The organism is Myxococcus sp. AM011, from assembly GCF_013372595.1.
In the GTDB taxonomy this organism is placed as follows: Bacteria; Myxococcota; Myxococcia; order Myxococcales; family Myxococcaceae; genus Myxococcus; species Myxococcus eversor.
Genome location: NZ_JABXEM010000461.1, coordinates 1 through 4064 on the forward strand (window position 1 = coordinate 1; position 4064 = coordinate 4064).

Consider the following 4064-nt stretch of genomic DNA (forward strand, 5'->3'; position numbering starts at 1 on the left):
GTGGGGCCGGGCTCGGGGTCCGCGGGCATGAGGACGGGAGGGCCGGCCTTGGCGACGGGGGTGAGAACCGGAGGGCCCGCGACGGGGGTCAGGACCGGAGGGCCCGCGACGGCGCGCGGCGGCAGGGAGGGCGGTGCGGAGAGTGGATCTCCGGAGGGGACCGTGACAGCCCAGAATTCGGGCTCTGGCTCGGCCTCGAGCAGAGGCAGTTCGGCCTCGGACTCGGCGGGTGGGGTGAGGACGGTGTCCTTCGCGCGCCAGGACTCGTCCTGGACGGGGACCCGGTCTCGCGTCCGGGTGGGGGGTACGGTGCCAGGGGGCTCGTCCGCGAGCCAGGGTTCGAGCGGCTGCGCCCTGGAGCGCCGCAGGGCCTCCTCCATGTCGTGGAGGAGCTCCGCCTGGGCACGGTCCCTGGCGGAGCGCAGGGCCTCGCGGCTCTCGGCGTGGAGGGGGAGGTCCGCCTGGGCTGAAGACGCCGCGAGCGGCGGGACGTTGGAGGCGCGGGGGAACGGGTTCGGAGGTGGGGCTTCGTCGGGGTCCGCCGGGATGATGTCACCGACGTCGAGGGTCAGGGCGTCGATGTCATCCGAGGCATCGGAGGCGGGAGTCGACGGGGCTGAGAGGTCGACGACCTGGGCCTGGCGGGCCTCTTCGGCGAGGCGCTGTTCTTCCGCGAGGCGGGCCTGTTCGGCCTGACGCGCTTCCTTCGCGCGGCGTACCGCGTCCGCGCGACGACGTTCGACTTCGAGACGGACTTCCTCGGCGTGACGCGCCTCTTCCTCGAGCCGTGCTTCCTCGGCGAGTCGCTCTTCCTCCGCGCGGAGCTGGGCGTCTTCCGCGATCCGAATCTCTTCGGCGAGTTGAGCCTCTTTGACGCGACGCTCTTCTTCCGCGAGCCGAAGCTCTTCGGCACGGCGTTCTTCCTCGGCGCGGAGCTGGGCTTCTTCAGCCAGCCGAGCCTCTTCGGCCAGCCGGGCTTCTTCTGCTAGTCGAGCCTCTTCGGCGCGACGCTCTTCTTCCTCGGCACGGACCCGAGCCTCTTCCACCAGCCGGGACTCTTCGGCGAGCCGAGCCTCTTCCGCGAGTCGCGCCTCTTCTGCCAGTCGAGCCTCTTCCGCGAGCCGAGCCTCTTCGGCACGACGCTCTTCTTCGGCGCGGACTCGAGCCTCTTCGGCCAGTCGAGCCTCTTCTGCGCGACGCTCCTCCTCCGCGCGGGCCCGGGCCGCTTCCGCGCGACGTTCTTCCTCGACGCGGGCCCGAGCCTCTTCGACGAGTCGAGCCTCCTCAGCCAGTCGGGATTCTTCCGCGCGACGCTCTTCCTCGGCGCGGACCCGAGCCTCTTCAGCCAGCCGAGCCTCTTCCGCGCGACGCTCTTCCTCGGCACGGGCCCGAGCTTCTTCCGCGCGACGCTCTTCCTCCGCGCGGGCTTGAGCCTCTTCGGCCAGTCGAGCCTCTTCGGCCAGCCGCGCCTCTTCTGCGCGACGCTCTTCCTCGGCACGGACACGAGCTTCTTCAGCCAGCCGCGCCTCTTCGGCCAGCCGGGCTTCTTCCGCGCGACGCTCTTCCTCGGCGCGGACCCGAGCCTCTTCAGCCAGCCGAGCCTCTTCAGCCAGTCGGGCTTCTTCCGCGAGCCGAGCCTCTTCAGCCAGCCGAGCCTCTTCAGCCAGCCGAGCCTCTTCAGCCAGTCGGGCCTCTTCAGCCAGCCGAGCCTCTTCAGCCAGTCGGGCTTCTTCCGCGAGCCGGGCCTCTTCAGCCAACCGAGCTTCTTCGGCTAGTCGAGCTGCTTCCGCGCGACTCTCTTCCTCGGCACGGACCCGAGCCTCTTCAGCCAGTCGAGCCTCTTCCTCGGCGCGGACCCGAGCCTCTTCGGCCAGCCGAGCCTCTTCTGCCAACCGAGCCTCTTCCGCGAGACGCTCTTCTTCGGCGCGGGCCCAAGCCTCTTCCGCGAGCCGAGCCTCTTCAGCACGACGCTCATCCTCAGCGCGGGCCCGAGCCTCTTCGGCGAGTCGAGCTTCTTCGGCGAGTCGAGCCTCTTCCGCGAGCCGAGCCTCTTCCGCGCGACGCTCTTCCTCAGCACGGTTCCGAGCCTCTTCGGCCAGCCGAGCTTCTTCCGCGAGCCGGGTCTCTTCCGCACGACGCTCTTCTTCGGCGCGGACCCGAGCCTCTTCGGCCAGTCGCGCCTCCTCCGCGAGCCGAGCTTCTTCAGCCAGCCGAGCCTCTTCCTCGGCACGGAGCCGAGCCTCTTCGGCCAGTCGAGCTTCTTCGGCCAGCCGAGCCTCTTCCTCGGCACGGAGCCGAGCCTCTTCGGCCAGCCGAGCTTCTTCCGCGAGCCGGGCCTCTTCCGCCAGCCGCGCCTCTTCCTCGGCACGGAGCCGAGCCTCTTCCGCGCGACGCCCTTCTTCCTCGCGGACCCGAGCCTCTTCGGCCAGTCGGGCCTCTTCCGCCAGCCGCGCCTCTTCTGCCAGCCGCGCCTCTTCCGCGCGACGCTCTTCCTCGGCACGGACCCGAGCCTCTTCGGCCAGCAGGGCCTCTTCAGCCAACCGAGCCTCTTCCGCGCGACGCTCTTCCTCAGCGCGGATCCGAGCCTCTTCAGCCAGTCGAGCCTCTTCAGCCAGTCGAGCCTCTTCCGCGAGACGCTCTTCCTCCGCGCGGACACGAGCTTCTTCGGCCAGTCGGGCCTCTTCAGCCAGCCGAGCCTCTTCCGCGAGACGCTCTTCCTCCGCGCGGACACGAGCTTCTTCGGCCAGTCGAGCCTCTTCCGCCAGCCGGGCCTCTTCCGCGAGACGCTCTTCCTCGGCGCGGACACGAGCATCTTCGGCCAGTCGGGCCTCTTCAGCCAACCGAGCCTCTTCCGCGCGACGCTCTTCCTCAGCGCGGATCCGAGCCTCTTCAGCCAGTCGGGCCTCTTCAGCCAGCCGAGCCTCTTCCGCGAGACGCTCTTCCTCGGCGCGGACACGAGCCTCTTCGGCCAGTCGGGCCTCTTCAGCCAGCCGAGCCTCTTCCGCCCGACGTTCTTCCTCAGCGCGGATCCGAGCCTCTTCGGCCAGTCGAGCTTCTTCCGCGAGCCGCGCCTCTTCCGCACGACGCTCTTCCTCGGCGCGGACCCGAGCCTCTTCAGCCAGCCGGGCCTCCTCCGCGAGCCGAGCCTCTTCCTCGGCGTGGATCCGAGCCTCTTCAGCCAGCCGAGCCTCTTCCGCCAGCCGAGCCTCTTCAGCCAGCCGGGCCTCTTCCGCGCGACGCTCTTCTTCCGCGAGCCGGGCCTCTTCGGCCAGTCGAGCCTCTTCCGCAAGCCGAGCTTCTTCCGCGCGACGCTCTTCTTCCTCGCGGACTCGAGCTTCTTCAGCCAGCCGAGCCTCTTCCGCGCGACGATCTTCTTCGGCACGGACCCGAGCCTCTTCGGCCAGTCGAGCCTCTTCCGCAAGCCGAGCCTCTTCCGCGAGCCGAGCCTCTTCCGCGCGGCGCTCCTCCTCCGCACGGACCCGAGCCTCTTCGGCCAGCCGGGCCTCTTCCGCAAGCCGAGCCTCTTCCGCGCGGCGCTCCTCCTCCGCGCGGACCCGAGCCTCTTCGGCCAGCCGGGCCTCTTCCGCGAGCCGAGCCTCTTCCGCGCGGCGCTCTTCCTCAGCGCGGACCCGAGCCTCCTCCGCGAGCCGAGCCTCCTCCGCGAGCCGCTCTGCCTCCGCGCGGAGCCTCGCCTCCTCCGCCAGCCGGGCCTCCTCAATCGCGCGAAGCCGAGCCTCCTCCGCCAGCCGGGCCTCTTCAATCGCGCGAAGCCGAGCCTCCTCCGCCCGCCGAGCTTCCTCCTCGGCACGGACGCGCTCCTCCTCCGCCCTCTGGCGCGCGGCCTCCTCCTCCTGCCTCCGCGCCTCCTCCCTCTCCTCCCACTCCTCCACCGACAGCGCCTCGACCCCACCCTCGCGCTCCAGCACGAGCAGCAGCGCCTCACGCGCGGGCGTCAGCGACTCCGGCTCACGGAACTCCCCGAGCGTCTCCAACAACTCCCGCTCGGACGCATCCGTCAGCCACGGCTCGCACACCGCCACATCCGCGCACCGGAACACCCGCCC

Annotated in this window: 5 protein-coding genes and 1 pseudogene; 3 read left to right on the forward strand and 3 right to left on the reverse strand. The window is 70.7% G+C overall.

All coding sequences use genetic code 11. The features are described 5' to 3' along the window. Positions 1 to 380 (reverse strand): annotated as a pseudogene (locus tag HUW62_RS49480) (hypothetical protein); the annotation flags it as partial. Between the two features lie 384 nt (positions 381 to 764). On the opposite strand from HUW62_RS49480, the gene HUW62_RS49485 reads away from it, so the two are divergent. Then, complete coding sequence (locus tag HUW62_RS49485; protein ID WP_176438056.1) at positions 765 to 989, forward strand: hypothetical protein; 225 nt, start codon at positions 765 to 767, stop codon at positions 987 to 989. On the opposite strand, the gene HUW62_RS49490 is transcribed toward HUW62_RS49485, so the two are convergent. Continuing rightward, entirely contained in the window at positions 986 to 1384 is a 399-nt protein-coding gene (locus tag HUW62_RS49490; RefSeq protein WP_176438057.1) for a hypothetical protein, read from the reverse strand. The two genes, HUW62_RS49485 and HUW62_RS49490, sit on opposite strands and share 4 nt — an antisense overlap. A gap of 43 nt (positions 1385 to 1427) precedes the next feature. Between HUW62_RS49490 and HUW62_RS49495 the strand changes: the two genes are divergently transcribed. Beyond that, the gene (locus HUW62_RS49495; protein WP_176438058.1) at positions 1428 to 1775 is read left to right on the forward strand and encodes a hypothetical protein; all 348 of its coding nucleotides are present in this window, start codon (positions 1428 to 1430) and stop codon (positions 1773 to 1775) included. On the opposite strand, the gene HUW62_RS49500 is transcribed toward HUW62_RS49495, so the two are convergent. After that, on the reverse strand, positions 1772 to 3082 hold the full coding sequence (locus tag HUW62_RS49500; RefSeq protein WP_176438059.1) for a hypothetical protein: 1311 nt from the start codon (positions 3080 to 3082) through the stop codon (positions 1772 to 1774). The two genes, HUW62_RS49495 and HUW62_RS49500, sit on opposite strands and share 4 nt — an antisense overlap. Before the next feature lie 76 nt (positions 3083 to 3158). On the opposite strand from HUW62_RS49500, the gene HUW62_RS49505 reads away from it, so the two are divergent. Next, positions 3159 to 4064 (forward strand): hypothetical protein (locus HUW62_RS49505; protein ID WP_176438060.1); only part of this gene is annotated, 906 nt, incomplete at its 3' end.